The sequence below is a fragment of the Pseudomonas sp. 2,4-D genome, assembly GCF_030418155.1.
GTDB lineage: Bacteria > Pseudomonadota > Gammaproteobacteria > Pseudomonadales > Pseudomonadaceae > Aquipseudomonas > Aquipseudomonas alloputida.
The window spans coordinates 51,151-77,940 of sequence record NZ_JAUHUI010000021.1; the positions used below are offsets into that span (position 1 = coordinate 51,151).

A 26,790-nucleotide genomic window follows, 5' to 3' on the forward strand; every position below is an offset into this window, starting at 1 on the left:
GCTGGCGCCCGTTTAGGGCGCCGTATCCGTCAACTTGCAACCAGGCTGGTGCGTTGTTCCATGTCCAATGACCTCCTGAGTCGTCCACGAGGAACGGCCCATTAAACCGCTTTTCTCCAAGGGCCCTTCGCTGGGCGTTCGCCTGCTCGTTCTGGTGGTGATGTCGGTCGCGTTGATGGTTGTCGACGCGCGCTTCGATGTGCTCAAACCCGTGCGCAGCCAGATGGGCCTGGTGCTGATGGAGTCGTACTGGATCACCGATTTGCCACAGCGTGCCTGGCAAGGTGTGGCCGGCCAGTTCGGTAGCCGCACCGAGCTGATTGCCGAAAACGAGAAGCTCAAGACCGAAGCCCTGCTGCTGCAGGGGCGCCTGCAGAAGCTGGCGGCCCTGACCGAGCAGAACGTGCGGCTGCGCGAGTTGCTCAACTCTTCGGCGCTGGTCAACGAAAAGGTTGAAGTGGCCGAGCTGATCGGTGTCGACCCCAACCCGTTTACCCACCGCATTCTGATCAACAAGGGTGAGCGTGATGGTGTGTTCCTGGGCCAGCCGGTGCTCGATGCCCGCGGCCTGATGGGCCAGGTCGTAGAGTTGATGCCCTACACCGCGCGGGTGCTGTTGCTGACCGATACCACCCACAGCATTCCGGTGCAGGTCAACCGCAACGGTCTGCGTGCCATCGCCAGCGGCACTGGCAACCCGGAGCGCCTGGAGTTGCGCCATGTGGCCGACACTGCCGACATCAAGGAAGGCGACCTGCTGGTCAGTTCCGGCATGGGGCAGCGCTTTCCTGCCGGCTATCCGGTGGCCACGGTCAACGAAGTGATCCACGATTCCGGCCAGCCCTTTGCCATCGTCCGTGCCATCCCCACCGCCGCGCTCAACCGCAGCCGCTATATGTTGCTGGTGTTCAGTGACCGGCGTAGCCCGGAGCAGCGCGCCACCGATGCCGCCATTGCCCAGGAAGAGGCTGACCGCAAGGGCGCTGCACCTGCCGGCCAGCCGGCCGCTACCCGTGATCAGGTCGCACCCGCCGCTGGCACGCCTGCCGCGTCGGTCACGCCGGCAGCACCGGCGGCACCGGCAGCACCGGCCACTCCGGTCGCGCAGCCAGCAGCCCCGTCTGCTGCACCTGCCACGCCGGCCGCACCCGCTCAACCCCGGAGGCAATGATGGCTGCATCACGCCGCAATAACGGCTGGGTCATCTGGCTTACGTTCGCCATCGGCCTGCTGCTCAGCGTTTCCCCCATGCCGCAGTTCATGGAAGTGTTCCGGCCCATGTGGCTGGCCTTGCTGGTGTCGTTCTGGACCCTTGCCGTGCCGAACAAGGTCGGCATGACCACGGCATTCGTGCTGGGCCTTGCCGAGGACGTGCTGTATGGCACGCTGCTGGGGCAGAATGCGCTGGTCCTAACCCTCATCACCTTCTTGGTGCTGTCCCTGCAGCAGCGTCTGCGCATGTTCCCCATGTGGCAGCAAAGCCTGGTCATTCTGGTGATCTTTGGTATCGCCCAGTTGATCCAGCTGTGGCTCAGTGCACTGACCGGCAACCGCCTGCCCACCCTGGCGCTGGTCTGGTCGGCGGTGATCAGCGCCTTGCTCTGGCCGTGGATCAGCTTTGCCTTGCGCGACCTGCGTCGACGCTTGCACATCAACTGACGGCAACGCGCCACTGACAGGGAGATGTCTGCATGACCCCGCTATACCTGGCTTCAGGCTCGCCCCGGCGTCGTGAACTGCTGACGCAGATCGGCGTGCCGTTCATTGTCATCAGTGCCCCCATCGATGAATCTCCGCTACCCAGCGAAAGCGCCCCTGCCTACGTCGAACGCCTGGCCCGGGCAAAGGCCGCCGCCGGCCTGGCCCGTGTCGACGGCCCGGCGGTAGTGCTCGGCGCAGACACTGCCGTGGTGCTCGATGGTCGTATTCTCGGCAAACCGGAAAACCGTGAAGATGCCTTGGCCATGCTGGCTGACCTGTCAGGCCGCGAGCATCAGGTGCTGACCGCTGTCGCCCTGGACGATGGCCAGCGAGTGCACAGTTTTTGCGTGACCAGCACAGTGCGCTTTCGCGCCATCAGCACCGATGAAGCGCAACGCTATTGGGCCAGCGGCGAGCCATCTGACAAGGCTGGCGGCTATGCCATCCAGGGGCTGGGCGCGGTCTTCGTCAGCGGCCTTTCCGGCAGCTATTCGGCGGTGGTCGGCTTGCCACTCTGTGAAACGGCCGATTTGCTTGGCCAGTTCGGCATCGCCTGCTGGCAGTCGCTCGCGCATACGCCAGAGGTAACAAACCCGCAGTAGCCAGCAGTGCATACGCCATTCATCATTAGAAGAAACTTTGACGAGAGCCTGCCATGAGTGAAGAGATCCTGATCAACATCACCCCGATGGAGTCACGTGTGGCGGTGGTGGAAAACGGGGTGCTGCAGGAAGTGCATGTCGAGCGCACCCAGCGCCGTGGCATCGTCGGCAATATCTACAAGGGCAAAGTGGTGCGTGTGCTGCCGGGCATGCAGGCGGCCTTCGTCGACATCGGCCTCGAACGCGCAGCGTTTATCCATGCCTCGGAAATCTCCCAGCGCGAAGGCTCGGCGGTAGAGAACATCACCGCACTGGTACATGAAGGCCAGGCCCTGGTGGTGCAGGTGACCAAGGACCCTATCGGCACCAAGGGTGCGCGCCTGACCACCCAGCTATCGATTCCGTCGCGTTACCTGGTGTACATGCCACGCAGCAGCCATGTCGGTATTTCGCTGAAAATCGAGGACGAAGCCGAGCGTGATCGCCTCAAGCAAGTGGTCAGCGACTGCATGGATGGCGAAAACATCAAGGATGCCGGTGGCTTCATCTTGCGCACCGCCGCCGAAGGCGCGCGTGCCGAGGAGATCGTGCAGGACATCCGTTACCTGCGCCGCCTGTGGGAGCAGATCGGCACCCAGATCAAGACCTGCGGCGCGCCCACGGTCATTTACGAGGACCTTGGCCTGGCCCTGCGTACCCTGCGCGACCTGGTCAATCCGAAGATCGAGAAGATCCGCATCGACTCGCGGGAAACCTTCCAGAAGACCACGCAGTTTGTCGGCGAGTTGATGCCGGAAATTGCCGACCGCCTCGAACATTACCCAGGTGAGCGCCCAATCTTTGACCTGTACGGTGTCGAAGACGAGATTCAGCGGGCTCTGGAGCGCAAGGTGCCGTTGAAGTCCGGCGGTTACCTGGTGGTCGACCCGGCCGAAGCGATGACCACCATCGACGTCAACACCGGGGCTTTCGTCGGCCATCGCAACCTCGAAGAAACCATCTTCAAGACCAACCTCGAGGCCGCTACCGCCATCGCCCGACAACTGCGTCTGCGCAACATTGGCGGCATCATCATCATCGACTTCATCGACATGGAAGACGAAGATCACCAGCGCCAGGTTCTGCGTACCCTGGAAAAACAACTGGAGCGCGATCACGCCAAGACCAACATCATCGGCATCACCGAGCTCGGCCTGGTGCAGATGACCCGCAAGCGCACGCGGGAAAGCCTGGAACAGGTGCTTTGCGAGCCGTGTCTGGCCTGTCAGGGCCGCGGCAAGCTGAAAACGCCCGAGACCATCTGTTACGAAATATTCCGCGAGATCCTGCGTGAGGCCCGTGCCTATCAGGCTGAAGGCTACCGTGTGCTGGCCAACCAGAAGGTGGTCGACCGCCTGCTCGATGAAGAGTCAGGCAACGTGGCGGAACTGGAAGCCTTCATCGGTCGAACCATTCGCTTCCAGGTCGAGTCGATGTATTCGCAGGAACAATACGACGTGGTGCTGCTCTGAGGCCTTCTGAAACACGCCACTGCATCGTCGCGCTGGCAAAACCGGCACGACGGGCCATCATGGATAAACGACTTGGAGGGCCATGGCCATGGGACGTCTGAACCGCGTTCTTGTTGCTCTGACCCGCTGGGGGTTGGGCATATGTGCCCTGCTGGCCGTATTGGTGGCGCTGTATGTCAGCCTTGGTCGTGAACTGGTGCCGCTGGTAGCCGAGTACCGTGCCGACGTAGAAAGCAAGGCCGAGCAGGCGCTTGGCCTGCCCGTGCATGTCGGTGCCCTGGAAGGGCACTGGAGCGGACTGGCCCCTGTGCTGCGGGTGCGCGACCTGCAACTGGGCGAAGGCACCAAGGCGCTCCGGCTGGATGACGTCATGGTGGTGCCCGACATCTGGGCCAGCCTCACCGCCCGCGAAGTGCGCCTGGCGCGCATTCAGCTGGGCGGGCTGCAACTGATCCTTCGCGAGAACGAGCAGGGCGCCTGGAGCCTGGAAGGCCTGCCGAAGAAGGACGACGCGCCGCTGGACCCTGCCGACTTGCTGCAGCGCCTGCGCCAGCTGGGGCGCATCGATGTGTTCGACAGTCTGGTCACCCTGCACCCTTGGCAGCGCGACCCGCTGACCCTGACATATGTGAGTGCCGGCCTGCAGGCCGGTGCTAAACGCCAGGCCCTGGATTTGCGTGCGACCCTGCCTGACGGCCAGCCCCTGGCGTTGAGCCTGAACAGCCGAATGTCGGCCGAGGCCTGGCGTGATGGCGAGGTAGAAGCCTATGTGAGCCTGCCGCAAAGTGACTGGGCACATTGGTTGCCGCCCAGGGTGTTGGGGCAGTGGCATGCTGACACCCTGCGGGCGGGCGGTGAGTTCTGGATCGGCTGGGGCAAGGGGCAGTTGCAACGGGCCGTCGTAAGGCTCAATGCACCCAGGCTGGAGGGGGCCTATGCCGGGCGCAAGGCTGCCAACCTGAATAACCTCGCTTTGGGCGCCTGGTTCCAGCGCCGGGAGCAAGGCTTCGATGTGGTCGTCGACTCGTTGGCCATGGACCTCGGCAAGGCCCGCTGGGAGTCTCACCTGCAGTTGCAGCAGCGCCCTGGCCAGAGCGCAGCCGATGAAAGCTGGCAGTTACAGGCCGACCGCCTCGACCTCACCCCGCTGACTCCGCTGATCGATGCCCTGGCCCCCCTGCCGGACAAGGTCAAGGATGTGGTCGATGGCTTGAAGGTGACCGGTGCGCTGCGCAATGTGCGCCTCGAGGCCAGGCCCAAGGCCGAGGGTGACCAGCGCCTGCAGTTCGCAGCCAACCTGGAGAAGGTAGGCTTCGATGCTTATCACAACGCCCCGGCGGCCGGTAACGTCAGTGGCAGCATCAGTGGTGACCTGGGCCACGGCGAGCTGCGCCTGGATACCGATGCGTTCATGCTGCATCTGTACCCGATCTTCGCCAAGCCCTGGCATTACCAGAAGGCGAATGCGCGCTTGACCTGGACCTTGGACAAAGACGGTTTCACCCTGATTGCGCCTTACCTCAAGGTGCTGGGCGAGGAGGGCAAGATCGCCGGTGACTTCCTGATTCGCCTGTTGTTCGAGGAAGGCCGCGAAGACTACATGGACCTGCGCGTCGGCCTGACCGAAGGCGATGGCCGCTTTACTGCCAAGTATCTGCCCGAGGTGCTCAGCCCGGCACTCGACGAGTGGCTGCGCAGCGCTATAGTCAAAGGCGCTGTGGATGAAGGCTACTTCCAGTATCAGGGCTCGCTGAACCATGGCGCATCTCCGCAAGCGCGCAGCATCAGCCTGTTCTTCAAGGTGCATGACGCCGCGCTGGACTTCCAGCCCGGTTGGCCACAGGTGCAGCATGTCGATGGCGATGTGTTCATCGAGGACAGTGGCGTGCGCATCAAGGCCCAGCGAGGCGTGCTGCTCGACACCAAGGTCAGCGATGTGAATGTCGATATCCCGCATGTCGACGGTGACCAGCACAGCCATCTCTACCTGGATGGCGACTTCGACGGTAGCCTGGGTGATGGCCTGAAGATTCTCAAGGAAGCGCCAATCGGCACCGGTGAAATTTTCGCCGGCTGGGAAGGTGAGGGGCCGCTGAAGGGCAAGGTCAAGCTCGATATCCCGCTGGCCCATGGGCAGCGCCCAAAGGTGCAGGTGGACTTCGCCACCCACGATGCGCGCCTGAAAGTTGCCCCGCCAAGCCTGGAGTTGAACCGCCTCAAGGGCGACTTCAGCTTCGACTTCGACAAGGGCCTGAGTGGCAAGGGCATCAGCCTGCAGGCCTTCGGCAAGCCGGTAACGGCGCAAATAACTGCTGAAGGTCAGGCTGGGCAGATGCAGACCCGCATCAATGCCAATGGCCAGGTATCGCTCAAGGCGCTGACTGACTGGCTGCAGTTCAAGCAGGCCTTGCCGGCCTCCGGTGACCTGCCCTATCAGTTGCAGCTCAGTCTGGGGAGCCGGGACAACCGCCTGAGTGTCACTTCCAGCCTCAAGGGGCTGGCCATCGACCTGCCGGCTCCGTTCGGCAAAGCGGCAGCAGATACCCGTGACAGCCGTTTCAACATGAGCCTTCAGGGCCCGGAGCGGCAATTCGATGCTGCCTACGCCGACCTTGCCCGCTTTGCCTATGCTGCACCGGCTGAAAACTTGACCCAGGGCCGTGGCGAGCTAGTGCTGGGCACAGGCGACGCCCGGGTACCTGCCAGCCAGGGGCTGAGGGTACGCGGGCGCCTGGAGACTCTGGACCTAGCCCCCTGGCAAGAGCAGGCGGGCCGGCTGGCTGGGGACGACCCCGGTGGCAGCGCGCGGCAGAACCTGCAAAGCGTCGACCTGAGCATCGGCCAGTTGAAAGCCTTCGGCATGGACCTGAACCAGGCCGTGGTGCGCTTGGACCGGGGCGGCCCGGCTTGGGATTTGCGCCTCGACAGCAAGGAAGTCATCGGTAACGCACGCGTTCCGGATGCCAAGGGCGCGCCGATGGTCGTGCGCATGCAGACCTTGCGGCTGCCTGCCGCCAGCGCTGCTGAACAGCAGGCTGAAGACGGTCCCGACCCGCTGGCCTCGTTCGATCCGCGCAAAGTACCGGCACTGGACCTGAGCATCGACAAGCTCTATCGCGGTGACGATCTTTACGGTAGTGCCGCGATCAAGCTGCGGCCGACCCCACGTGGCGTTACAGCCAGTGATATCGACCTCGACCTCAAGGGGTTGCGCATCGATGGCGGTGGTGGCTGGGAGGGGGAAACGGGCAAAACCAGCAGTTGGTACAAAGGGCGCCTTGACGGCAAGAACCTGGCGGATGTGCTCAGCGCCTGGGGCTTTGCCCCGACGGTGACCAGCCGCGACTTCCGCCTGGACGTGGATGGCCGCTGGCCGGGTTCGCCGGCCGCAGTGGGCCTGAAGCGCTTCTCGGGCAGCATGGATGCGGCGCTGCGCACCGGCCAGTTCGTCGAGGTCGAAGGCAGCGCACAGGCACTGCGGGTGTTCGGCCTGCTCAACTTCAACTCGATTGGCCGGCGCCTGCGTCTGGACTTTTCCGACCTGTTTGACAAGGGCCTGGCCTATGACCGGGTCAAGGGCTTGCTGGTGGCCAGCAGTGGCGTGTACGTAACCCGCGAACCGATTACCGTGACCGGCCCGTCGAGCAACTTCGAACTCGACGGCACGCTGGACATGGTCAGGGACCGGGTCGATGCTGACTTGCAGGTGAGCCTGCCGGTGACCAACAACCTGCCGCTGGCGGCGTTGATCGTCGGCGCGCCGGCGGTGGGCGGTGCGCTGTTCCTGGTCGATCGGCTGATCGGTGACCGCGTGTCACGCTTTGCCAGCGTGCACTACCGTGTCGAAGGGCCGTGGAAAGAGCCTAGAATCACATTTGTGAAACCTTTCGAGAAATCCCGCTAGGAGTACCCATGAAGGCAGCGGTAATCCAGATGGTCAGCCAGGACGACGTGCAGACCAACCTGCAGCGTGCCGGCGCCCTGTTGGAGCAGGCCGCGCTGGGCGGCGCACGGCTGGCGGTGCTGCCGGAAAACTTTGCCGCCATGGGGCGCAAGGATGCTGCTGCCATCGGTCGTGCCGAAGCCTTGGGGGAAGGTCCCATTCTGCCGTGGTTGAAACGCACCGCCCGCGACCTCAAGTTATGGATTGTTGCCGGTACTTTGCCATTGCCACCGTTCGGCCAGCCCGATGCCAAGGCCCATGCGTGCTCGCTGCTGGTCGATGAACACGGCGAGGTGGCGGCAAGGTATGACAAGCTGCACTTGTTTGATGTGGACGTGGCCGACAACCGGGGCCGTTACCGCGAGTCGGATGACTACGCACAGGGTGCTCAGGTGGTGGTGGCTGATACGCCGGTCGGTCGGCTGGGGCTGAGTGTGTGTTATGACCTGCGCTTTCCCGAACTGTACAGCGCGCTGCGCGCGGCCGGCGCGGAGCTGATCACCGCACCGGCAGCTTTTACTGCAGTGACCGGCGCAGCACATTGGGAGGTGCTGGTGCGTGCCAGGGCCATCGAAACCCAGTGTTATCTGCTGGCTGCGGCACAGGGCGGCGCCCACCCTGGACCACGGGAAACCCATGGCCATGCGGCGATCGTCGACCCTTGGGGGCGCATTCTCGCAGAACAGGCGCAAGGTGAAGCGGTACTGCTTGCCGAGCGCGACATTGAAGAACAAGCGTCCATTCGGACGCGCATGCCGGTGGTATCGCACCGGCGCTTTTTTTCGCAGGGCGCGTTGCGGCCTGCGCATACCTCGGAGTGACTATGAGCCAGATGTTATCCACCGTCAGTGAGCAGCTCCTGGCCCCAGGCGGCTTGACCCTGGACAGCCTGCAGAGCGTGCTGGGTGAGTTGGCTGGCCCCGGCATCGATGCCGCCGACCTGTATTTCCAGGGCCAGATCTCGGAAACCTGGGCCCTGGAAGACGGCATCGTCAAAGAGGGCAGCTTCAACCTCGACCAGGGCGTGGGCGTGCGTGCCCAGTCCGGCGAAAAAACCGGCTTCGCCTACAGCAACGCGATCAACCTTGAAGCGCTGACCTCGGCAGCCCGTGCCGCCCGTTCGATTTCCCGTGCCGGGCAAAACGGCACGGTGCAAGCCTTCCGCAGCCAGGAAGTGGCCGCCCTGTATACCGCGGACAACCCGCTGGACGTGCTCAGCCGCGCCGAAAAGGTCGAGCTGCTTAAGCGTGTCGATGCCGCCACCCGTGCCCTGGACCCGCGCATTCAGCAAGTCAGCGTGAGCATGGCCGGGGTCTGGGAACGCATACTGATTGCCGCGGCCGATGGCAGCCTGGCCGCCGACGTACGCCCGCTGGTGCGCTTCAATGTCAGCGTCATCGTCGAGCAGAATGGCCGTCGCGAGCGTGGCGGGCAGGGCGGTGGCGGGCGTACCGATTACCGCTACTTCACCGAAGAGCGGGTGATGGGCTATGCCCGCGAGGCCCTGCGCCAGGCCCTGGTGAATCTGGAAGCGATCCCGGCACCGGCCGGTACCTTGCCGGTAGTGCTGGGCTCGGGCTGGTCGGGCGTGCTGTTGCACGAAGCGGTCGGCCATGGCCTGGAAGGCGACTTCAACCGCAAGGGCAGTTCGGCGTTCAGTGGCCGCATTGGCGAGAAAGTGGCGTCGAGCCTGTGCACCATCGTTGACGATGGCACCCTTGAAGGCCGCCGCGGCTCGTTGAGCGTGGACGACGAAGGTACCCCGACCGAGTGCACCACGCTGATCGAGAATGGCGTGCTCAAGGGTTACATGCAGGACAAGCTGAACGCGCGCCTGATGGGCATGGCCGTGACCGGCAACGGCCGCCGTGAATCCTACGCGCACCTGCCGATGCCACGCATGACCAACACCTACATGCGAGCCGGCGAAAGCGACCCACAGGAGATTATCGCGTCGGTGAAGAAGGGTATCTACTGCGCCAACCTCGGTGGTGGGCAGGTGGATATCACCAGCGGCAAGTTCGTGTTCTCCACCAGCGAGGCCTACCTGATCGAAGACGGCAAGATTACCGCGCCAGTGAAGGGTGCAACCCTGATCGGCAATGGTCCCGAGGCGATGAGCCGGGTTTCGATGGTCGGTAACGACCTGGCACTGGACAGCGGGGTAGGAACGTGCGGAAAGGACGGGCAGTCGGTACCGGTCGGGGTGGGGCAGCCTACCTTGAAACTGGATGCGATCACCGTGGGCGGTACCGGGGCTTGATGGCTTCGGGAGCCATTGTAGGAGCGGGCACGCCCGCTCCTACAGGGCCCCAGTCCGTCAGCGCAACCCGCGCTGCAACTCGTCGAGGTCGCGGATGTACTTGAACACCTTGCGCGCGGCGGCGGGCGGCTTGTTCCGCGCCTTCTCGTGCTGGGCATGGCGCACCAGCGAGCGCAGCTGCTGGCGGTCGGTGTCGGGATACTCGTTGACGAAGCGCTCGAGGTCTTCGTCGTTACCGTCGATCAACCGGTCACGCCAGCGCTCCAGGCTGTGGAAACGTTCGTTGTACTGGCGAGTCGAGCTGTCCATCTGTTCGAGCAAGGCGTGGATGGCATCGAGGTCTTGCACGCGCATGAGCTTGCCGACGAACGACATGTGGCGTTTACGGGCGCCATGAGCGGTGTGCTTGCTGGCCTCAGCCAGTGCCTTGCGCAGCTCGTCGGTCAAAGGCAGGCGCGCCAAGGTATCGGCCTTGAGCGTGGTAAGCCGCTCGCCGAGTTCGACCAGCGCATGCAGTTCGCGCTTGATCTGGGTTTTGCTTTTTTCGCCGTCGAAGGCGTCGTCGTTTGAATCAACCATGGTGGCAGTCCGCTAGAAATCGCCGCCATGATAACCAGTCGGGGGCCGCTTGTCCGGCCCGGTCGTAGAATGACCCCAAGCCGAACGCAGAATTTGAGTGGAGAGAACCATGAGTGCAGTCCAGAGCGTAGGTCCGAAAGACCTGCCAGCATTGCAGGAACAGGTCGAGGCGATCATCGCCGAGGCGCGTCGTCAGGGGGCCAGTGCCTGCGAAGTGGCGGTGTCGCTGGAGCAAGGGCTGTCCACCACCGTACGCCAGCGTGAGGTCGAAACGGTCGAGTTCAACCGCGACCAAGGCTTTGGTATCACCCTTTATATTGGCCAGCGCAAAGGTTCGGCCAGCACCTCGGCCAGTGGTCCGGAGGCGATTCGCGAGACCGTCGCCGCAGCGTTGGCAATTGCCAGGCATACCTCCGAGGATGAATGCTCGGGCTTGGCCGACGCAGCGCTGATGGCGCGTGAAATCCCGGATCTGGACCTGTACCACGACTGGGATATCGAGCCCGAGAAGGCCATCGAAATGGCCCTGGCCTGCGAGGCGGCGGCGTTCGACGCCGACCCGCGCATCCTCAACGCCGATGGCACCACCCTCAATACCCACCAGGGCTGCCGTGTGTATGGCAACAGCCATGGATTCATCGGTGGTTACGCCTCGACCCGGCACAGCCTGAGCTGCGTGATGATTGCCGAAGGCGACGGGCAGATGCAGCGTGACTACTGGTACGACGTGAACCGCCAAGGCAACCTGCTGGCCGACCCGAGCAGCATCGGCCTGCGCGCTGCCCAGCGTGCCGCCAGCCGCCTTGGCGCCCGGCCGGTGCCAACTTGCGAGGTACCGGTGCTGTTCTCGGCCGAATTGGCCGGTGGCCTGTTCGGCAGCTTCCTGTCGGCCATTTCCGGCGGCAACCTGTACCGCAAGTCGTCGTTCCTGGAGGGTACCATTGGCCAGCGCCTGTTCCCTTCCTGGCTGACTCTCGACGAACGCCCGCATATTCCGCGCGCGTTGGGCAGCGCCGCCTTCGACGGTGATGGCCTGGCCACCTATGCCAAACCGTTTGTCGACAAAGGCGAGCTGGTGTCGTACTTGCTGGGTACCTATTCGGGGCGCAAGCTGGGTTTGCCGAGTACGGCCAATTCCGGTGGCGTGCACAACCTGTTCGTCAGCCACGGTGTCGAAGATCAGGCCGCGCTGATTCGCCGTATGGGGCGCGGGCTGCTGGTGACCGAACTGATGGGGCATGGCTTGAACATGGTAACGGGGGACTATTCCCGTGGTGCGGCGGGGTTCTGGGTCGAGAATGGCGAGATCCAGCATGCCGTGCAGGAAGTCACCATCGCCGGAAACATGAAGGACATGTTCCAGCAGATTGTCGCGATTGGCAGCGATCTTGAAACCCGTAGCAATATTCATACGGGCTCGGTGTTGATCGAGCGGATGACCGTTGCTGGTAGCTGATCTTTAGCCTGCGCCGGCCCTTTCGCGGGTAAATCCGCTCCTACACGGTGTTGGACGTACATCGGGGTTGGACACAGGCCGTGTAGGAGCGGGTTTACCCGCGAAGAGGCCGGCACAGCACTACACCTTTCTCTGCAAATCCGAAGACCCGGCCCTCGCGCCGGGTTTTTATTTCATCACGTTCTTCTTGAAGTGATTCTGTTTATCACTTAATAATGAATATCATTATCCAGTAACCCGGCGATGATGTTCATGAAATCCGTCCTCCGCGAACTGCCCTACCTGGAAAACTGGCGCTGGCTCAGCCGGCGCATTCGCTGTGCGCTCGATCCCGACGAGCCGCGCCTGATCGAGCATTACCTGGCCGAAGGCCGCTATCTGGTGTGCTGCACCGAAACCTCGCCATGGACGGTGGCGCTGACAGCGTTTCGCCTGCTGCTGGATACCGCCTGCGATCGCATGCTCCCCTGGCATTGGCGTTGCCTGTGCCTGGATCAGGCGTGGCGCCCTCTGCTGGACCTGCGCAACCTCGACCGCCAGGAGCAGAACCAACGCTGGCAACCCTATGCCCTGCAGTTGGCCAATTGCCGTCTGCTGCCTTCGATTTCTCCCGATGAACTGATGCAAGGATTTGATGATGAGTGATACCCGTATCGAGCGTGACAGCATGGGTGAGCTGCAGGTGCCGGCCCAGGCCCTCTACGGTGCCCAGACCCAGCGCGCGGTCGACAACTTCCCGATCAGCGGCCAGCGTATGCCGGCCCAGTTCATTCGTGCCTTGTTGCTGGCCAAGGCCGCTGCGGCCAAGGCCAACGTCGAACTGGAGCAACTGTCTGCCGGGCAGGGCCAGGCTATCGTCAAGGCTGTCGAGCAACTGCTGGCCGAGGACTTCATCCAGCACTTCCCGGTGGATGTGTTCCAGACAGGCTCTGGCACCAGTTCGAACATGAACGCCAACGAGGTGATCGCCACCTTGGCTACCCATGTACTGGGTGAGGCGGTCAATGCCAATGACCATGTCAACTGTGGCCAGAGCAGCAATGACATCATTCCGACCACCATCCACGTCAGCGCCGCGCTGGCCCTGCACGAGCAGTTGCTGCCAGCCCTGGCGCACCTGGTACAGGTGATCGAGGTCAAGTCGGCACAAGTACATCAGTTCGTGAAGACCGGTCGTACTCACCTGATGGACGCGATGCCCGTGCGCATGAGCCAGGTGCTGGATGGCTGGGCAGCGCAGATCAATGCTGCCAAGGCGCACATCGAAGGTGTGCTGCCGCACTTGCAGGCGCTGGCCCAGGGCGGAACCGCCGTGGGTACCGGCATCAATGCCCATCCGCAGTTCGCTGTCGGTTTCGCTCGCCAGCTCAGTGGCCTGACCAAGGTCGAGTTCACGCCCGGCCAGAACCTGTTCGCACTGATCGGCTCGCAGGACACTGCCGTGGCTTTGTCTGGCCAGCTCAAGACCACCGCGGTGGCGTTGATGAAAATCGCCAACGATCTGCGCTGGATGAACTCCGGTCCGCTGGCCGGTCTGGGCGAAATCGAGCTGCAAGCTCTGCAGCCGGGCTCTTCGATCATGCCAGGCAAGGTCAACCCGGTGATCCCGGAGGCCACTGCCATGGTCGCCGCCCAAGTGATTGGCAACGACGCGACCATCGCCGTTGCAGGCCAAGCCGGTAACTTCGAGCTGAACGTGATGCTGCCGGTGATCGCCCGCAACCTGCTGGAAAGCATCGAGCTGATGGCCAATGTCAGCCGCTTGCTGGCCGACAAAGCCATCGCCAGCTTCAAGGTCAATGAAGACAAACTCAAGGAAGCCCTCGCGCGCAACCCGATTCTGGTCACGGCGTTGAATCCGATCATCGGCTACCTCAAGGCCGCCGAAATCGCCAAGACCGCCTACAAGCAGGGTCGTCCAATCATCGATGTGGCGCTGGAGCACACCGACCTGTCCCGCGACCAGCTCGAAGCGCTGCTGGACCCGGAAAAACTCACCGCCGGCGGTATCTGACACTGCGTCACCGCCCAGGAGACAACCATGCAGCACTGGAAACGCACCACGGAAACCGCCAACCGCCTATTCGAACAAGGCGAGCTGGTGGACGCCCGGGAACACTACCTGCAAGCCTTGGCGTTGGCGCAGGTGCTGTTCGAGCGCTGGCATGACGTGGACGAAGCGGTGGCTGCATTCGTCATCGCCCACCACAACCTGGCTGACCTGCACCTGCGCCTTGACCAGCCGCATGAAAGCGCCGACTACCTGTGCGCTGCTCACCAGCGACTGCTGCGGGCCTGCCAGGAAGCGCGCCTGCCTCTGGCACTGCGTGATGCCGCCTTGCGCCACAGTGCGCGCACTTACACCGAGCTGCTGAGTTTCATTGCCGAGTATGGCCAGTACCCGCGTACCGAGCGCTTGCTCACCCGCCACAGCGCCGGGGCCAGCGAGCTCGCTGCCCAGCCGGATGTGGCACCCAGAACCCATGCCTACGGAATTCACTGACATGCCCCATACCTTGCCTGCATTGCCATACGCCTACGATGCGCTGGAACCACACATTGATGCCCAGACAATGGAAATCCACCACACCAAGCATCACCAGACCTACGTGAACGGCCTCAACGCCGCCCTCGAAGGTACCGAGTGGGCCGAATGGCCAGTGGAAAAACTGGTCGCTGCCGTCAAGCAACTGCCGGAAAACCTGCGTGGCGCCGTGACCAACCACGGCGGTGGTCACGCCAACCACAGCCTGTTCTGGACTGTCATGTCACCTCAGGGCGGTGGCGAGCCTGTGGGCCAGCTGGCGCAAGCCGTCACTGCACAACTTGGCGGCTTCGAGGCTTTCAAGGAGGCTTTCACCAAAGCCGCGTTGACCCGCTTCGGCAGCGGTTGGGCCTGGCTCAGCGTGACGCCGCAAAAAACCTTGATGGTGGAAAGTAGCGGCAACCAGGACAGCCCACTGATGCACGGCAATGCGCCGATCCTGGGCCTGGACGTGTGGGAGCACGCTTACTACCTCAAGTACCAGAACCGTCGTCCGGAATACATCGGTGCCTTCTACAACGTCATTGACTGGGTGGAAGTTGAACGTCGTTACCTTGAAGCCCTGAAGTGAGTCGGACCGGTATGCGCTCTGAGGTGATGTCTGTCAGCAGTGTGCGCCTGTTCCGCCTGGCGCTTGGGACTTTGCTTTTGCTGGCTGGCGCCGCGTTACTGGTGGCGCGGGGCCTCGCCTGGCTAGACCTCGACCCGCGCATGCTGCGCGCCCTGGAGGGCGGTGCTTTATGCGCGCTGGGTACAGCACTGGGCGCAGTACCGGTACTGGTCATTCGCAATATGCCCGTGGCGCTGGCGGATACGCTGTTGGGCTTCGGTGCTGGCGTGATGCTGGCGGCCACCGCGTTTTCCCTGATCATGCCGGGCCTGGCGGCGGCTCAGTCTATTGGCTTCAGCCCTTGGGGGGCCGGTGGCCTGGTCAGTTTTGGCCTGATGTTCGGGGCGTTGTGCCTGTTCCTGGTCGACCTCAAGGTATCCTGGGCTTCGCCGGAGGCGTTGGTGGGCACGGCAAACCAGCCGGTGATTGCAGCGCGTATCTGGCTGTTCGTGATTGCCATCATTGCCCACAACATCCCCGAAGGTATGGCCATTGGTGTGTCGGCCGGGGGTGGCATGGCCGACGCCGACAGCCTGGCCATGGGCATTGCCTTGCAGGATGTGCCTGAGGGGCTGGTGATCGCGCTGGTGCTGGCAGGGGCGGGCATGCCGCGCTTCAAGGCCTTCCTGATCGGCGCAGCCTCGGGCTTGGTCGAGCCGGTGGCGGCGTTGATCTGTGCCTGGCTGGTGAATGTGGCCGAACTGCTGCTGCCGCTGGGGCTGGCCTGTGCAGCGGGGGCGATGTTGCTGGTGGTCACCCAGGAAATCATCCCCGAATCGCGCAGCAACGGCCATCATCGACTGGCCAGCCTTGGGCTGTGTACAGGATTCTGTTTGATGATGGTGATGGATACCGCGATGTCCTGAACTTGTGCAAGCGCAGGTTTGCGAGGCCTATTCGCCTTCGTCAAAGAAATTGTTGATCAGCTCGACCAGTGCGTCCATGGCGTCGCTGTCCTGCTCGCCCTCGGTATGCAGGTGCACCTGGGTGCCTTTGCCTGCGGCCAGCATCATCACCGCCATGATGCTCTTGCCATCCACCAGCTTGTCCGGGGCGCGACCCACCCGTACCTGGCAGGGGAAGCGGCCGGCCACACCGACGAACTTGGCTGCCGCCCGGGCATGCAGACCCAGCTTGTTGATGATGGTGATTTCGCGGGCGGGCATCTGGGGCGGATCCTTGGGCTATAGGTCGCGATGGCGGACCTGGACGTTTTTCAGGGTTTGCTGCAGCTGTCGACCAAGGCGCTCGGTGATGTACACCGAACGGTGATGTCCGCCAGTGCAGCCGATGGCAATGGTTACGTAGGCGCGGTTGCTGGCAGCGAAGCGGGGCAACCATTTGAGCAGATAGCTGGAGATGTCGTTGTACATGTCTTCGACATCCGGTTGTGCGGCCAGGTAGTCGATCACGGGTTGATCGAGGCCCGAGTGCTCACGCAGTTCCGGTTTCCAGTACGGGTTGGGCAGGCAGCGCACGTCAAAAACCAGGTCGGCGTCGACCGGCATGCCCCGCTTGAACCCGAACGACTCGACCAGAAACGCTGTACCAGGCTCGGGTTGGTTGAGCAGGCGCAGCTTGATCGAGTCACGCAACTGGTACAGGTTCAGGTTGGTGGTGTCGATCTTCAGGTCGGCCAGGTCGGCAATGGGGCCCAACAAATCGCTTTCCACGCGTATCGCTTCCGCGAGCGAGCGGTTGGCGTTGGTCAGGGGGTGCCGCCTGCGGGTTTCCGAGAAACGCTTGAGAAGGACCTCTTCATCGGCATCCAGGTACAACACGTCGCACTGGATGTGCCGTGCGCGGGCTTCTTCAAGCAGCTCGGGGAAACGCATCAGGTGGCTGGGCAGGTTGCGCGCGTCGATCGAAACCGCCACCTTGGGCTGCAGCAATTCGGTGTTGATCAGTGCATTTTCCGCCAACTGCGGCAGTAGCCCGGCTGGCAGATTGTCGATGCAGTAGAAACCGCTGTCTTCCAGGACATCGAGGGCCGTGCTCTTGCCGGAGCCGGACCGGCCGCTGACGATGATCAGGCGCATGTTCAGTGCTCGTTCTGTACGTCCAGGACAACCTGGAACAGGGCCTCGTTGCTGGTGGCCGCACGCAGTCGATCACGGACCTCCTTGCGATCGAGCATGCTGGCGATCTGACGCAGAAGTTCAAGGTGAGCATCGGTGGCCGCTTCGGGCACCAGCAGCACAAACAGCAGGTCCACTGGCGCGCCATCGATGGCGTCGTAATCGATAGGCGCTTCCAGGTGCAGCAGGGCGCTGACTGGCGCGGAGCATCCTTCAAGCCGGCAGTGCGGGATGGCGATGCCATTGCCGAAACCGGTAGAACCGAGCTTTTCCCGGGCTACCAGTTTTTCGAAGACGTCCTGCATCTCCAGTTCTGGCACTTGGTCGGCGATGACAGTGGCGACCTTTTCCAGGGCGCGCTTCTTGCTGCCGCCCGGCACGTTCACGAGGGAACGGCCGGGGGTCAGGATGGTTTCAAGTCGGATCATGGATGAGGGGGATCAGCGGGCAGCTGCACCTTGCAGCAGGCTTTGCTGTTTTTCCTTGTGTTTTTTCAGTTGGCGGTCGAGCTTGTCGGCCAAGGCGTCGATCGCTGCATACATGTCTTCGTGTTCGGCGTTGGCTACCACTTCGCCGCCGGGAATCTGCAGGGTCGCCTCGACCTTCTGCTGAAGCTTCTCGACCTTCATGATTACCTGCACGTTGGTGATCTTGTCGAAGTGACTCTCCACGCGGGCGAGCTTTTCAAGCACGTAATCGCGCAGTGGCTGGGTGACTTCTACATGCTGTCCACTGATATTGACTTGCATACAGCTTCTCCTTTGTTGCCCGTGCATAAAGAGGCAGGTCTTGCACCTGCCACGAAAACGCTGTGGCACATCTCAGGGGCTACATCAGTCGCTTGCGTTCGCTCGACGGTGCGATGCCGAGAGACTCGCGGTACTTGGCGACGGTGCGACGGGCTACCTGGATGCCTTGTGCCTCCAGTAAACCAGCGATCTTGCTGTCACTCAATGGCTTTTTCTGATTTTCCGCCGCAACCAGTTTCTTGATGATCGCGCGGATCGCCGTGGACGAGCATTCTCCGCCCTCGGAGGTGCTGACATGGCTGGAGAAAAAGTATTTCAGTTCGTAGATGCCACGCGGGGTGTGCATGTATTTCTGCGTGGTAACCCGCGAAATGGTCGATTCGTGCATGCCTACGGCTTCGGCAATGTCATGCAGTACCAACGGCTTCATCGCTTCGTCGCCGTGGTCGAGGAAGCCGCGTTGGTGCTCGACGATCTGCGTGGCAACCTTCATCAGGGTTTCGTTACGGCTCTGCAGGCTCTTGATGAACCAGCGCGCTTCCTGCAGCTGGTTGCGCATGAAGGTGTTGTCGGCGCTGGTGTCGGCACGGCGCACGAAGCCGGCATATTGTGGGTTGACGCGCAGGCGTGGGATGGCTTCCTGGTTCAGTTCAACCAGCCAACGGTCGCTGTCCTTGCGCACGATGACGTCGGGCACCACGTACTCGGGCTCGCTGGACTCGATCTGCGAACCAGGGCGGGGGTTAAGGCTTTGTACCAGTTCGATGACCTGGCGCAGCTCGTCTTCCTTGATTTTCATCCGACGCATCAGCTGGCTGTAGTCACGGCTGCCGAGCAGGTCGATGAAATCGGTGACCAGGCGCTTGGCTTCGGTCATCCACGGGGTTGTAGCGGGCAGCTGGCGCAGTTGCAGCAACAGGCATTCGCCCAGGTTGCGGGCGCCGACGCCAGCCGGCTCGAACTGCTGGATGCGGTGCAGTACCGCTTCGACCTCGTCCAGCTCGATATCCAGCTCGGGGTCGAAACCGGCGCAGATTTCTTCGAGTGTGTCTTCCAGGTAGCCCTGGCCGTTGATGCTGTCGATCAGGGTCACGGCAATCAAGCGGTCGGTGTCGGACATCGGCGCCAGGTTCAACTGCCACAGCAGGTGGGTTTGCAGGCTTTCGCCGGCCGATGTGCGCGTGGTGAAGTCCCATTCGTCATCATCGTTGCTCGGCAGGCTGCTGGCGCTGGTCTGGTAGATGTCTTCCCAGGCGGTATCGACCGGGAGCTCGTTGGGGATGCGCTCGCTCCACTCACCGTCTTCCAGGTTGTCGGCGCTGACGGTGCTTTCCTGGAAACTGTTGTCCTGAACTTCGGCGGCCGGCTTGTTCTCGGCGTTGTCGGCCATCGGGTCGCTGTTGTCGAAGTCTTCGCCGTCTTCCTGACGTTCGAGCATCGGGTTCGACTCCAGCGCTTCCTGGATTTCCTGTTGGAGATCCAGGGTAGAGAGCTGGAGCAGGCGGATGGCCTGTTGCAACTGAGGTGTCATCGTCAGTTGCTGGCCCATTTTTAGGACGAGCGATGGTTTCATGGCAGGGGCTTAATACCTTGTTCGCCGGCGCGCATGCGCCATCCACTACACGAGGGCGCCGGAGCGCCAGATCAAGCAAGTTTTATGCCTTAAATTGTAGCGTTTGCCTAGAGTACCGTAACAACTTTACCCGCAGTTTCAGGGCTGTTTGCCAGTACTTCAGGCGCGTGCCGGGTCAGAGGCGGAACTCGTGACCCAGGTAAACTTCTTTGACCAAGTCGTTTGCCAGGATGGTTTCAGCGTCGCCTTCGGCGATCAGTCGGCCATCGTTGACGATATAAGCGGTTTCGCAGATATCCAGGGTTTCACGCACGTTGTGGTCGGTAATCAGTACGCCGATACCTTTGGCCTTGAGGTGGTGGATGATCTGCTTGATGTCGCCGACCGAAATCGGGTCGACACCGGCGAACGGTTCGTCCAGCAGGATGAACTTGGGTGCGGTTGCCAGGGCGCGCGCAATTTCGACGCGGCGGCGTTCACCACCGGACAGGCTCATGCCGAGGTTGTCCCGGATGTGGCTGATGTGGAACTCCTGCAGCAGGCTTTCCAGCTCTTTGCGGCGGCCGTCCCGGTCGAGGTCTTTGCGGGTCTCGAGGATGGCCATGATGTTGTCGGCGACCGACAGCTTGCGGAAGATCGAGGCTTCCTGCGGCAGGTAGCCGATTCCGGCGCGGGCGCGGCCGTGCATGGGCTGGTGGCTGACATCGAGGTTGTCGATCAGTACGCGGCCCTGTTCGGCCTGGACCAGCCCGACAATCATGTAGAAGCAGGTGGTCTTGCCGGCGCCGTTGGGGCCGAGCAGGCCGACGATCTGGCCGCTGTCGATAGACAGGCTGACATCACGTACTACCTGCCGCCCCTTGTAGCTCTTTGCCAGATGCTGGGCTTTGAGGGTTGCCATTTACTCGGCCTTCTTCTTGGGCTGGATCACCATGTCGATGCGCTGGCGGGGTGTTGTCACATTGCCACCGCGACCGGCGGTCGCCACCTGGGTCTGGGTGTTGTAAACGATCTTTTCGCCTTCGGTGGTATTGCCTTCGCTCTCGACCTTGGCGCGGTCGGTGAGAATGACCAGGTCCTTCTGCGACTGGTACTGGATGGTTACGCCCCAGCCTTTCATCTTGTCCGGCTTGGCTGCGCTCTGCTGCTGCTCGAAGTAGGCCAGGTTGCCCACCGAGGTCACTACGTCGATATCGCCAGAGGCGGAGCGGGTAATGGTCACGGTGTTGCCTTTGATCATCATCGAACCCTGAGTGATGATCACGTCGCCGGTGTAAGTGGCCACGCCTTGCTTGTCATCCAGGTGAGCGTTGTCGGCCTGGATGCGGATAGGCTGGTCACGGTCGTTCGGCAGGGCGAGGGCGCTCGCGCTTCCCAGTGCTGCGCTCAGGCTGAGCAAAAGGGGGAGGGTTTTAACGAGCCTCATACTGTCCTCTTACGTTAGAGAGCAAGTCCATCTTGCCTTCTTTCAAATACGCTTTCATGCCTTTGCCCGTAGTTGTGCCTCCGGCGCCGTCGATTCTAACGGCTTGCTCGGTCTGCGCATATTGCTTCTGCGGGAACACGGTCATGCGTGAGCTGGTGATGATGGTTTCACGCTGCTTTTCATCGGTGCGGGCAATCCGCACCTTGTCGATCAGTTCGACCTCGGTACCGTCAGGATTGACCTCGGCGCGCGTGCTCTGCACATGCCACGGGTACTCGGTGCCGCGGTACAGGTGCAGGTCCGGTGTGGTCACCTGGGTAATTTCGCTGGTCTTGAGGTGTTCGATCCTGTCGGCGGTCATTTCGTATTGCAGCTTGCCGTCGGGCAGGAACTGCACGCTATGGGCGTTGATCGCGTAGTAATCGATGGCGCTTTCGTCGACCTGGGCCACGGGCTTGTCGAGGAAGCTTTCCGGGCTGACATTCCAGTAGCCAATGGCTACCAACAGGGCGGCTATCGCCCCGAGCAGCGCAATGTTTCGGGCTTTCTTGCTGAGCATGGGCAGCCTTACAGATAGTTGGCGTTGGCAGCGTCCAGGGTGCCCTGGGCCTGCATGATCATTTCGCAGAATTCACGGGCCGCACCTTCGCCGCCACGTGCCTGGGTCACGCCGTGGGCGTGTTGGCGTACGAACGGTGCGGCGTTGGCTACGGCCATGCCCAGAGCCACCCGGCGAATCACCGGCAGGTCGGGCAGGTCGTCGCCCAGGTAAGCCACTTGATCATAGCTTAGGCCCAGTTCGGCGAGCAGGCCGTCAAGCACCACCAATTTGTCCTCCCGGCCTTGGTAGAGGTGCGGGATACCGAGGTTTCTGGCCCGGCGTTCGACCACTGGGGTCTTGCGCCCGCTGATGATCGCGGTGGTCACGCCCGAGGCCATGAGCATCTTGATGCCCTGGCCGTCGAGGGTATTGAACGTCTTGAATTCGCTGCCATCCTCGAGGAAGTACAGGCGGCCGTCGGTGAGCACGCCGTCCACGTCGAACACTGCCAGCTTGATGCCTTTGCCGCGTTGCATGAGGTCCTGGTTCATTCCATCGCTCCTTTACATTACGCCGGCGCGCAGCAGGTCATGCATGTTCAGGGCGCCGGTCGGGCGGTCTTCACGGTCCACCACCACCAGGGCGTTGATCTTGTGGTCTTCCATTATCTTCAGGGCTTCGGCGGCGAGCATGTCGGCACGCGCAGTCTTGCCATGAACGGTCATGACCTGGTCGATCGGGGTGGTGTGCACATCGATATTGCGGTCCAGGCTGCGGCGCAGGTCACCGTCGGTGAAGATCCCGGCCAGTTTGCCATCGGCTTCGACGATCACGGTCATGCCCAAACCTTTGTGGGACATTTCCAGCAGCGCGTCCTTGAGCAGGGTGCCGCGTGGAACTTGAGGCAGATCGTCGCCGGCGTGCATCACGTTCTCGACCTTCAGCAGCAGGCGGCGGCCCAGCGCGCCTCCCGGGTGCGAGAAGGCGAAGTCCTCGGCGGTGAAGCCGCGGGCTTCGAGCAAGGCGATGGCCAAGGCGTCGCCCAGTACCAGCGCTGCCGTGGTGGAGGAGGTGGGTGCCAGGTTCAGCGGACAGGCCTCTTGTTCGACACGTGCGTCAAGGTTGACCTCGGCGGCCTGGGCCAGCGGCGAGTCCGGGTTGCCGGTCAGGCTGATCAGCTTGATGCCAAGGCGCTTGATGAACGGCAGCAGGGTGACGATTTCGGCGGTGCTGCCAGAGTTCGATAGCGCAAGGATGACATCATCACGGGTGATCATGCCCATGTCGCCATGGCTGGCTTCGGCCGGATGCACGAAAAACGCCGGTGTGCCGGTGCTGGCCAGGGTCGCGGCGATCTTGTTGCCGATGTGCCCGGACTTGCCCATGCCGACCACGACGACCCGACCCTTGCTGGTCAGAATCACTTTGCAGGCTTTGACGAAATTGTCGTCGATGCGCGCCAAAAGGGCCTCTACGGCCTCGAGTTCCAGGCGCAGAGTGCGTTGGGCAGATTGGATCAGCTCGCTGGATTGGCTCATGTCGAAAAAGCAATGCCTGATGAAAGGGCGTCGATTATACGCGCAATGATGAAAACCCTCACCTCCTCGATTGCTGTAGTGAATACCACCAAAGCCTGTCCCGGGGCTGAACGACTGCTTGTCCGGCCTTGGGGCGGGGCTGTCAGCGGTGCTATAGTTCGCCGCTATTCGGCCTGTCAGGGGTGCGTGTGCCTTCCAGATGGAGGCCGGCGTCCATTAGGACGAGGCTGCATTAGCAAGGAGTCTAGATGAGTGTGGATAGCGCCTACGCGGTCGAGTTGAAGGGAGTAACCTTCAAACGTGGTTCGCGCAGCATTTTCAGCAACGTGGACATCAGCATCCCGCGCGGCAAGGTCACCGGCATCATGGGGCCATCGGGGTGCGGCAAGACCACGTTGCTCCGCCTGATGGGCGCACAGTTGCGCCCCTCGAGCGGTGAGGTATGGGTTGCCGGGCAGAACCTGCCGACGCTGTCGCGCAGCGACCTGTTCGACGCCCGCAAGCAGATGGGCGTGCTGTTCCAGAGCGGCGCGTTGTTCACCGACCTCGATGTGTTCGAGAACGTCGCGTTCCCGTTGCGCGTGCATACTCAGCTGTCGGACGAAATGATCCGTGACATCGTGCTGATGAAGCTGCAGGCCGTGGGCCTGCGCGGTGCCATCGACCTGATGCCCGACGAGCTGTCCGGTGGCATGAAGCGCCGTGTGGCGCTGGCCCGGGCGATTGCCCTGGACCCGCAGATCCTCATGTACGACGAACCGTTCGTCGGCCAGGACCCGATCGCCATGGGGGTACTGGTGCGCCTGATTCGCCTGCTCAACGATGCCCTGGGCATCACCAGCATCGTGGTTTCCCATGACCTGGCAGAAACCGCCAGCATCGCCGACTACATTTACGTGGTAGGTGACGGCCAAGTGCTGGGCCAGGGGACGCCTGATGAGCTGATGGGTTCGGACAATCCACGAATCCGCCAATTCATGAAAGGCGACCCGGATGGCCCGGTTCCCTTCCACTTTCCCGCGCCTGACTACCGCGCCGACCTGCTGGGGGCGCGTTGATGCGCAGAAAATCCTTACTCGAACGTGTCCGCCTGCTGGGCCGCTCGGCAATCGACGTGCTGGCCGTGCTCGGGCGTTCGTGCCTGTTCCTGTTCCATGCGCTGGTCGGTCGCGGTGGTATTGGCGGCGGCTTCCAGCTGCTGACCAAGCAGTTGTACTCGGTGGGTGTGCTATCGCTGGCGATCGTCGTCGTGTCCGGCGTGTTCATCGGCATGGTGCTGGCGCTGCAGGGCTACAGCATCCTGGCCAAGTACGGCTCGGAGCAGGCGGTAGGGCAGATGGTCGCCCTTACCCTGCTGCGTGAACTTGGCCCGGTGGTAACGGCGTTGCTGTTTGCCGGGCGTGCCGGTTCCGCGCTGACCGCCGAAATCGGCAACATGAAGTCCACCGAGCAGTTGTCGAGCCTGGAAATGATCGGTGTCGACCCGCTCAAGTACATCGTTGCGCCACGCCTGTGGGCCGGTTTCATCTCGCTGCCGCTGTTGGCGCTGATCTTCAGCGTGGTCGGTATCTGGGGTGGCTCGTGGGTGGCGGTGGATTGGCTGGGTGTCTACGAGGGCTCGTTCTGGGCCAACATGCAGAACAGTGTTTCTTTCACTGACGACGTGCTCAACGGGCTGGTCAAGAGCCTGGTGTTTGCTTTCGTCTCGACCTGGATCGCCGTATTCCAGGGGTACGACTGTGAGCCCACCTCAGAAGGGATCAGTCGTGCAACCACCAAGACCGTGGTCTATGCCTCGTTGGCAGTGCTGGGTCTGGACTTTATTCTGACCGCCTTGATGTTTGGAGATTTCTGATGCAAAACCGCACCCTGGAAATCGGTGTCGGCCTGTTCCTCCTGGCCGGGATCCTGGCGCTGCTGCTGCTGGCCCTGCGTGTCAGCGGGCTGTCGGCCAGCCCGAGCAGCGATACCTATAAAGTTTATGCTTACTTCGACAATATCGCCGGTTTGACGGTCAGAGCTAAAGTGACCATGGCCGGTGTGACCATCGGCAAGGTCACCGCCATCGATCTGGACCGTGATTCCTACACCGGTCGGGTGACGTTGCAGCTGGACAAGTCGGTCGATAACCTGCCGACCGATTCCACTGCCTCTATCCTGACCGCCGGTTTGCTTGGTGAGAAGTACATCGGCATCAGCGTTGGCGGTGAAGACGAAGTGCTCAAGGATGGTGCAACCATCCATGACACACAGTCGGCACTGGTGCTGGAGGATCTGATTGGCAAGTTCCTGCTCAACTCTGTTGGCAAGGAACCGAAAGAAGCGCAACCGGCTAATTAAGGAGTACCCATGATTTCGATCCTGCGACGTGGCTTGCTGGTGCTGCTGGCGGCCTTCCCCCTGCTGGCCCTGGCTGTGCAGACACCGCACGAAGTGGTTCAAAGCACCACCAATGAACTGCTCGGCGACCTCAAGGCCAACAAGGAACAGTACAAGTCCAACCCCAACGCCTTCTATGACTCGCTCAACCGCATTCTCGGCCCGGTGGTGGATGCTGACGGTATCTCGCGCAGCATCATGACCGTGAAGTACTCGCGCAAGGCGACCCCGGAGCAGATGCAGCGCTTCCAGGAAAACTTCAAGCGCAGCCTGATGCAGTTCTATGGCAATGCCTTGCTCGAGTACAACAACCAGGGCATCACTGTCGACCCGGCTAAAGCCGACGACGGCAAGCGCGCCAGTGTCGGCATGAAGGTTACCGGCAACAACGGTGCCGTGTACCCCGTGCAGTACACCCTGGAGAACATTGGTGGCGAGTGGAAGGTGCGTAACGTGATCGTCAACGGCATCAACATCGGCAAGCTGTTCCGTGACCAGTTCGCCGATGCCATGCAGCGCAATGGCAATGACCTGGACAAGACCATCGACGGCTGGGCCGGCGAAGTGGCCAAGGCCAAGCAGGCTGCCGACAACTCGCCAGAGAAGACCGTCAAATGAGCGAGGCCGCTGTAAGCATGGCAGAGCCGGGCGTGCTGCGTCTGGCTGGCGTGCTGGATTACCGCAGCGGCCCGGCCTTGCGCAAGCAAGGCAAGGTGCTGATCGATGGCTCGCGCGAGCCGCGACTGGTGCTTGATTGCTCGGCTGTCGAGAAGTCGTCGAGTGTCGGCTTGTCGTTACTGCTTGCGTACATGCGTGATGCTCAGGCCACTGGCAAGGCGTGCGAAGTGCGTGGCATGCCTGACGACATGCGGGAAATTGCCGAGGTCTATGATCTCGATGAAGTGCTGGCAAGCTAGTGGCCCGGCACGGATGATGGCCCCTCGGTCAGCGAAGCCTTCGTTGGGCTTCGCAGGCGAGGGGCTTTTTTGTATGATGGCCGACCCGTGCGCATCGGGCGCCGATTGAGGTTGAGCATGCAGGCCGTAGAAGTTAAAAGCTTCCTTGAAGAGAAATTGCCGGGTTCCCGGGTCGAAGTTGAAGGCGAAGGCTGCAACTTCCAGTTGAACGTGATCAGCGACGAGTTGGCTGGCCTGAGTCCGGTCAAACGCCAGCAGGCGATCTATGCTCACCTGAATCCGTGGATCGCCAATGGCAGCATCCATGCGGTAACCATGAAATTTTTCAGCAGCGCAGCCTGGGCTGAGCGCACCTGAGCCAACTTGGCGGCGAGACTCC

Annotated in this window: 30 protein-coding genes; 19 read left to right on the forward strand and 11 right to left on the reverse strand. The window is 62.1% G+C overall.

Annotated features, from left to right (window positions below; all coding sequences use genetic code 11):
* Nucleotides 1–100: 100 nt before the first annotated feature.
* The 7 genes from mreC (at nt 101) to tldD (ending at nt 10,020) form a co-directional block, all read left to right on the forward strand.
* Nucleotides 101–1,171, forward strand: coding sequence for a rod shape-determining protein MreC (gene mreC / locus QYE47_RS16215; RefSeq protein WP_081343574.1), 1,071 nt, complete (start codon nt 101–103; stop codon nt 1,169–1,171).
* Complete coding sequence (gene mreD / locus QYE47_RS16220; RefSeq protein WP_003255161.1) at nt 1,171–1,659, forward strand: rod shape-determining protein MreD; 489 nt, start codon at nt 1,171–1,173, stop codon at nt 1,657–1,659. The genes mreC and mreD overlap by 1 nt, the downstream gene beginning before the upstream one ends.
* Before the next feature lie 32 nt (nt 1,660–1,691).
* Nucleotides 1,692–2,303, forward strand: a complete 612-nt coding sequence (locus tag QYE47_RS16225; RefSeq protein WP_014589815.1) for a nucleoside triphosphate pyrophosphatase — start codon at nt 1,692–1,694, stop codon at nt 2,301–2,303.
* 53 nt (nt 2,304–2,356) lie between these two features.
* A complete protein-coding gene (rng, locus tag QYE47_RS16230) occupies nt 2,357–3,814 on the forward strand; it encodes a ribonuclease G (RefSeq protein WP_014589816.1) in 1,458 nt (485 codons plus the stop codon).
* Between the two features lie 82 nt (nt 3,815–3,896).
* Nucleotides 3,897–7,718 (forward strand): YhdP family protein, encoded by a 3,822-nt coding sequence (locus QYE47_RS16235; protein WP_070383497.1) that lies wholly within the window; start codon nt 3,897–3,899, stop codon nt 7,716–7,718.
* 8 nt (nt 7,719–7,726) lie between these two features.
* Complete coding sequence (locus QYE47_RS16240) at nt 7,727–8,578, forward strand: carbon-nitrogen hydrolase family protein (protein ID WP_014589818.1); 852 nt, start codon at nt 7,727–7,729, stop codon at nt 8,576–8,578.
* Nucleotides 8,579–8,580: 2 nt separating this feature from the next.
* Complete coding sequence (gene tldD, locus QYE47_RS16245; RefSeq protein WP_003255154.1) at nt 8,581–10,020, forward strand: metalloprotease TldD; 1,440 nt, start codon at nt 8,581–8,583, stop codon at nt 10,018–10,020.
* A 57-nt stretch (nt 10,021–10,077) separates the two neighbouring features.
* Here tldD and yjgA read toward each other — a convergent pair whose 3' ends face one another.
* Nucleotides 10,078–10,599, reverse strand: a complete 522-nt coding sequence (gene yjgA, locus QYE47_RS16250; protein ID WP_003255152.1) for a ribosome biogenesis factor YjgA — start codon at nt 10,597–10,599, stop codon at nt 10,078–10,080.
* A 109-nt stretch (nt 10,600–10,708) separates the two neighbouring features.
* Here yjgA and pmbA point away from each other — a divergent pair, with 109 nt between their 5' ends.
* From pmbA to QYE47_RS16280, 6 genes are all read left to right on the forward strand, one after another.
* Nucleotides 10,709–12,055, forward strand: coding sequence for a metalloprotease PmbA (pmbA, locus tag QYE47_RS16255; protein ID WP_070383498.1), 1,347 nt, complete (start codon nt 10,709–10,711; stop codon nt 12,053–12,055).
* A 243-nt stretch (nt 12,056–12,298) separates the two neighbouring features.
* The gene (locus QYE47_RS16260; RefSeq protein ID WP_012051310.1) at nt 12,299–12,700 is read left to right on the forward strand and encodes a hypothetical protein; all 402 of its coding nucleotides are present in this window, start codon (nt 12,299–12,301) and stop codon (nt 12,698–12,700) included.
* Nucleotides 12,693–14,069 carry a lyase family protein gene (locus QYE47_RS16265; RefSeq protein ID WP_004574481.1) on the forward strand — a complete coding sequence of 459 codons (1,377 nt, stop codon included), beginning with the start codon at nt 12,693–12,695 and terminating at the stop codon, nt 14,067–14,069. The genes QYE47_RS16260 and QYE47_RS16265 overlap by 8 nt, the downstream gene beginning before the upstream one ends.
* 27 nt (nt 14,070–14,096) lie before the next feature.
* Nucleotides 14,097–14,558, forward strand: coding sequence for a hypothetical protein (locus tag QYE47_RS16270; RefSeq protein WP_070383499.1), 462 nt, complete (start codon nt 14,097–14,099; stop codon nt 14,556–14,558).
* 1 nt (nt 14,559) lies between these two features.
* Nucleotides 14,560–15,171, forward strand: a complete 612-nt coding sequence (locus QYE47_RS16275) for a superoxide dismutase (RefSeq protein ID WP_014589823.1) — start codon at nt 14,560–14,562, stop codon at nt 15,169–15,171.
* 11 nt (nt 15,172–15,182) lie between these two features.
* Nucleotides 15,183–16,076 carry a ZIP family metal transporter gene (locus QYE47_RS16280; RefSeq protein WP_003255142.1) on the forward strand — a complete coding sequence of 298 codons (894 nt, stop codon included), beginning with the start codon at nt 15,183–15,185 and terminating at the stop codon, nt 16,074–16,076.
* Nucleotides 16,077–16,103: 27 nt separating this feature from the next.
* On the opposite strand, the gene QYE47_RS16285 is transcribed toward QYE47_RS16280, so the two are convergent.
* The 10 genes from QYE47_RS16285 to QYE47_RS16330 form a co-directional block, all read right to left on the reverse strand.
* A complete protein-coding gene (locus tag QYE47_RS16285; protein WP_010952144.1) occupies nt 16,104–16,376 on the reverse strand; it encodes an HPr family phosphocarrier protein in 273 nt (90 codons plus the stop codon).
* Between the two features lie 18 nt (nt 16,377–16,394).
* The gene (gene rapZ, locus QYE47_RS16290) at nt 16,395–17,249 is read right to left on the reverse strand and encodes an RNase adapter RapZ (protein WP_010952145.1); all 855 of its coding nucleotides are present in this window, start codon (nt 17,247–17,249) and stop codon (nt 16,395–16,397) included.
* A 2-nt stretch (nt 17,250–17,251) separates the two neighbouring features.
* Entirely contained in the window at nt 17,252–17,716 is a 465-nt protein-coding gene (gene ptsN / locus QYE47_RS16295; protein WP_003255137.1) for a PTS IIA-like nitrogen regulatory protein PtsN, read from the reverse strand.
* Between the two features lie 12 nt (nt 17,717–17,728).
* A complete protein-coding gene (gene raiA / locus QYE47_RS16300) occupies nt 17,729–18,037 on the reverse strand; it encodes a ribosome-associated translation inhibitor RaiA (RefSeq protein ID WP_003255135.1) in 309 nt (102 codons plus the stop codon).
* Nucleotides 18,038–18,116: 79 nt separating this feature from the next.
* The gene (locus QYE47_RS16305) at nt 18,117–19,610 is read right to left on the reverse strand and encodes an RNA polymerase factor sigma-54 (protein ID WP_026031904.1); all 1,494 of its coding nucleotides are present in this window, start codon (nt 19,608–19,610) and stop codon (nt 18,117–18,119) included.
* A gap of 175 nt (nt 19,611–19,785) precedes the next feature.
* Entirely contained in the window at nt 19,786–20,511 is a 726-nt protein-coding gene (gene lptB, locus QYE47_RS16310; RefSeq protein WP_003255132.1) for an LPS export ABC transporter ATP-binding protein, read from the reverse strand.
* Entirely contained in the window at nt 20,512–21,036 is a 525-nt protein-coding gene (gene lptA / locus QYE47_RS16315; protein WP_003255131.1) for a lipopolysaccharide transport periplasmic protein LptA, read from the reverse strand.
* Nucleotides 21,023–21,595 carry an LPS export ABC transporter periplasmic protein LptC gene (lptC, locus tag QYE47_RS16320; protein WP_019438078.1) on the reverse strand — a complete coding sequence of 191 codons (573 nt, stop codon included), beginning with the start codon at nt 21,593–21,595 and terminating at the stop codon, nt 21,023–21,025. The genes lptA and lptC overlap by 14 nt, the downstream gene beginning before the upstream one ends.
* An 8-nt stretch (nt 21,596–21,603) precedes the next feature.
* A complete protein-coding gene (locus tag QYE47_RS16325) occupies nt 21,604–22,128 on the reverse strand; it encodes an HAD family hydrolase (RefSeq protein ID WP_014589828.1) in 525 nt (174 codons plus the stop codon).
* Between the two features lie 12 nt (nt 22,129–22,140).
* On the reverse strand, nt 22,141–23,115 hold the full coding sequence (locus tag QYE47_RS16330) for an SIS domain-containing protein (RefSeq protein ID WP_014589829.1): 975 nt from the start codon (nt 23,113–23,115) through the stop codon (nt 22,141–22,143).
* 248 nt (nt 23,116–23,363) lie between these two features.
* Between QYE47_RS16330 and QYE47_RS16335 the strand changes: the two genes are divergently transcribed.
* The 6 genes from QYE47_RS16335 (at nt 23,364) to QYE47_RS16360 (ending at nt 26,768) form a co-directional block, all read left to right on the forward strand.
* Nucleotides 23,364–24,173, forward strand: a complete 810-nt coding sequence (locus tag QYE47_RS16335; protein WP_010952150.1) for an ATP-binding cassette domain-containing protein — start codon at nt 23,364–23,366, stop codon at nt 24,171–24,173.
* The gene (gene mlaE, locus QYE47_RS16340; protein ID WP_014589830.1) at nt 24,173–24,970 is read left to right on the forward strand and encodes a lipid asymmetry maintenance ABC transporter permease subunit MlaE; all 798 of its coding nucleotides are present in this window, start codon (nt 24,173–24,175) and stop codon (nt 24,968–24,970) included. Before QYE47_RS16335 ends, mlaE begins: the two co-directional genes overlap by 1 nt.
* Nucleotides 24,970–25,455, forward strand: a complete 486-nt coding sequence (gene mlaD, locus QYE47_RS16345) for an outer membrane lipid asymmetry maintenance protein MlaD (RefSeq protein WP_010952152.1) — start codon at nt 24,970–24,972, stop codon at nt 25,453–25,455. The genes mlaE and mlaD overlap by 1 nt, the downstream gene beginning before the upstream one ends.
* 9 nt (nt 25,456–25,464) lie before the next feature.
* On the forward strand, nt 25,465–26,112 hold the full coding sequence (locus QYE47_RS16350; protein ID WP_003255123.1) for a phospholipid-binding protein MlaC: 648 nt from the start codon (nt 25,465–25,467) through the stop codon (nt 26,110–26,112).
* On the forward strand, nt 26,109–26,411 hold the full coding sequence (locus QYE47_RS16355; protein ID WP_003255122.1) for a lipid asymmetry maintenance protein MlaB: 303 nt from the start codon (nt 26,109–26,111) through the stop codon (nt 26,409–26,411). The genes QYE47_RS16350 and QYE47_RS16355 overlap by 4 nt, the downstream gene beginning before the upstream one ends.
* Nucleotides 26,412–26,528: 117 nt before the next feature.
* The gene (locus QYE47_RS16360; RefSeq protein ID WP_003255121.1) at nt 26,529–26,768 is read left to right on the forward strand and encodes a BolA family protein; all 240 of its coding nucleotides are present in this window, start codon (nt 26,529–26,531) and stop codon (nt 26,766–26,768) included.
* Nucleotides 26,769–26,790: the final 22 nt, after the last annotated feature.

Coding starts and splice junctions, on each gene's coding strand:
- mreD (WP_003255161.1), top strand. CDS start 1,171: ATGGCTGCATCACGCCGCAATAACGGCTGGGTCATCTGGCTTACGTTC.
- QYE47_RS16225 (WP_014589815.1), top strand. CDS start 1,692: ATGACCCCGCTATACCTGGCTTCAGGCTCGCCCCGGCGTCGTGAACTG.
- rng (WP_014589816.1), top strand. CDS start 2,357: ATGAGTGAAGAGATCCTGATCAACATCACCCCGATGGAGTCACGTGTG.
- QYE47_RS16235 (WP_070383497.1), top strand. CDS start 3,897: ATGGCCATGGGACGTCTGAACCGCGTTCTTGTTGCTCTGACCCGCTGG.
- QYE47_RS16240 (WP_014589818.1), top strand. CDS start 7,727: ATGAAGGCAGCGGTAATCCAGATGGTCAGCCAGGACGACGTGCAGACC.
- tldD (WP_003255154.1), top strand. CDS start 8,581: ATGAGCCAGATGTTATCCACCGTCAGTGAGCAGCTCCTGGCCCCAGGC.
- yjgA (WP_003255152.1), bottom strand. CDS start 10,599: ATGGTTGATTCAAACGACGACGCCTTCGACGGCGAAAAAAGCAAAACC.
- pmbA (WP_070383498.1), top strand. CDS start 10,709: ATGAGTGCAGTCCAGAGCGTAGGTCCGAAAGACCTGCCAGCATTGCAG.
- QYE47_RS16260 (WP_012051310.1), top strand. CDS start 12,299: ATGATGTTCATGAAATCCGTCCTCCGCGAACTGCCCTACCTGGAAAAC.
- QYE47_RS16265 (WP_004574481.1), top strand. CDS start 12,693: ATGAGTGATACCCGTATCGAGCGTGACAGCATGGGTGAGCTGCAGGTG.
- QYE47_RS16270 (WP_070383499.1), top strand. CDS start 14,097: ATGCAGCACTGGAAACGCACCACGGAAACCGCCAACCGCCTATTCGAA.
- QYE47_RS16275 (WP_014589823.1), top strand. CDS start 14,560: ATGCCCCATACCTTGCCTGCATTGCCATACGCCTACGATGCGCTGGAA.
- QYE47_RS16280 (WP_003255142.1), top strand. CDS start 15,183: ATGCGCTCTGAGGTGATGTCTGTCAGCAGTGTGCGCCTGTTCCGCCTG.
- QYE47_RS16285 (WP_010952144.1), bottom strand. CDS start 16,376: ATGCCCGCCCGCGAAATCACCATCATCAACAAGCTGGGTCTGCATGCC.
- rapZ (WP_010952145.1), bottom strand. CDS start 17,249: ATGCGCCTGATCATCGTCAGCGGCCGGTCCGGCTCCGGCAAGAGCACG.
- ptsN (WP_003255137.1), bottom strand. CDS start 17,716: ATGATCCGACTTGAAACCATCCTGACCCCCGGCCGTTCCCTCGTGAAC.
- raiA (WP_003255135.1), bottom strand. CDS start 18,037: ATGCAAGTCAATATCAGTGGACAGCATGTAGAAGTCACCCAGCCACTG.
- QYE47_RS16305 (WP_026031904.1), bottom strand. CDS start 19,610: ATGAAACCATCGCTCGTCCTAAAAATGGGCCAGCAACTGACGATGACA.
- lptB (WP_003255132.1), bottom strand. CDS start 20,511: ATGGCAACCCTCAAAGCCCAGCATCTGGCAAAGAGCTACAAGGGGCGG.
- lptA (WP_003255131.1), bottom strand. CDS start 21,036: ATGAGGCTCGTTAAAACCCTCCCCCTTTTGCTCAGCCTGAGCGCAGCA.
- lptC (WP_019438078.1), bottom strand. CDS start 21,595: ATGCTCAGCAAGAAAGCCCGAAACATTGCGCTGCTCGGGGCGATAGCC.
- QYE47_RS16325 (WP_014589828.1), bottom strand. CDS start 22,128: ATGAACCAGGACCTCATGCAACGCGGCAAAGGCATCAAGCTGGCAGTG.
- QYE47_RS16330 (WP_014589829.1), bottom strand. CDS start 23,115: ATGAGCCAATCCAGCGAGCTGATCCAATCTGCCCAACGCACTCTGCGC.
- QYE47_RS16335 (WP_010952150.1), top strand. CDS start 23,364: ATGAGTGTGGATAGCGCCTACGCGGTCGAGTTGAAGGGAGTAACCTTC.
- mlaE (WP_014589830.1), top strand. CDS start 24,173: ATGCGCAGAAAATCCTTACTCGAACGTGTCCGCCTGCTGGGCCGCTCG.
- mlaD (WP_010952152.1), top strand. CDS start 24,970: ATGCAAAACCGCACCCTGGAAATCGGTGTCGGCCTGTTCCTCCTGGCC.
- QYE47_RS16350 (WP_003255123.1), top strand. CDS start 25,465: ATGATTTCGATCCTGCGACGTGGCTTGCTGGTGCTGCTGGCGGCCTTC.
- QYE47_RS16355 (WP_003255122.1), top strand. CDS start 26,109: ATGAGCGAGGCCGCTGTAAGCATGGCAGAGCCGGGCGTGCTGCGTCTG.
- QYE47_RS16360 (WP_003255121.1), top strand. CDS start 26,529: ATGCAGGCCGTAGAAGTTAAAAGCTTCCTTGAAGAGAAATTGCCGGGT.